Origin of the sequence: Brevibacillus jepli (assembly GCF_047229145.1) — a bacterium.
GTDB lineage: Bacteria > Bacillota > Bacilli > Brevibacillales > Brevibacillaceae > Brevibacillus.
In genome coordinates this window covers 1-643 of record NZ_JBFEFW010000100.1, presented here as the reverse complement: position 1 = coordinate 643, position 643 = coordinate 1, and the positions used below count along the sequence as shown (strand labels likewise).

The 643-nt window shown below is 47.1% G+C and carries 1 protein-coding gene; it reads right to left on the bottom strand.

Annotated features, from left to right (window positions below):
• A partial coding sequence (locus tag AB1L17_RS31455) for a hypothetical protein (protein ID WP_412848839.1) occupies positions 1 to 515 on the bottom strand: 515 nt, incomplete at its 3' end.
• Positions 516 to 643 lie beyond the last annotated feature (128 nt).

Genomic DNA, 643 nt, shown 5'->3' with positions numbered 1-643 from the left:
TTTTGCAGTGGAGAATGCCACAAAACAGTTGGAATGTGCCGCTGATAAACTGAAAACCCAGCGTTTGACCGCTCTTTGTTACTATTGTGAAGATCGGCTCTCGCTTTTTCTTTCCATCCCCCGTACACCATCAGAGCATGCCATGCGGAATTCGCATCATTTTCCTCTTCATGGCGGACAATCACCGTTCCCTCTTGCTTTACATGCCGGGTACACCATTGGGAGGTTTTGATCAAATGTCCAACTTTCGCCTGATCTATGTTGAGGAATATTACACCCTCCCATTGATGGTTTTTCTGACCGGAGTCGGGCGGATTGTTTTGTTCAAGGTGACGGATATCTTCGCATACAAGAACGCGCTGTCCAGCTAAATAGAATGAACGGAACTGTTCACTGCAGGCATCTAACCCCGTCAGCAGCTGGTCTCCTGAAGATACCCATACTGGGGTGTCAATACCGACATCATGACTGGGCAGAGCATCATAGCACGAGATTGTCTTCAATATTGCCTGCATACTTTTTTTGTGGTTTCCTTAATCCGATTTAATGTTTCCTCAAACGAATCCGGCTTCATTCCGTGCGCCAATGCTTCCTGATACATGCTTCCGGCCATTGCAGTTTGATGGAGTTCCCGATAACCGTC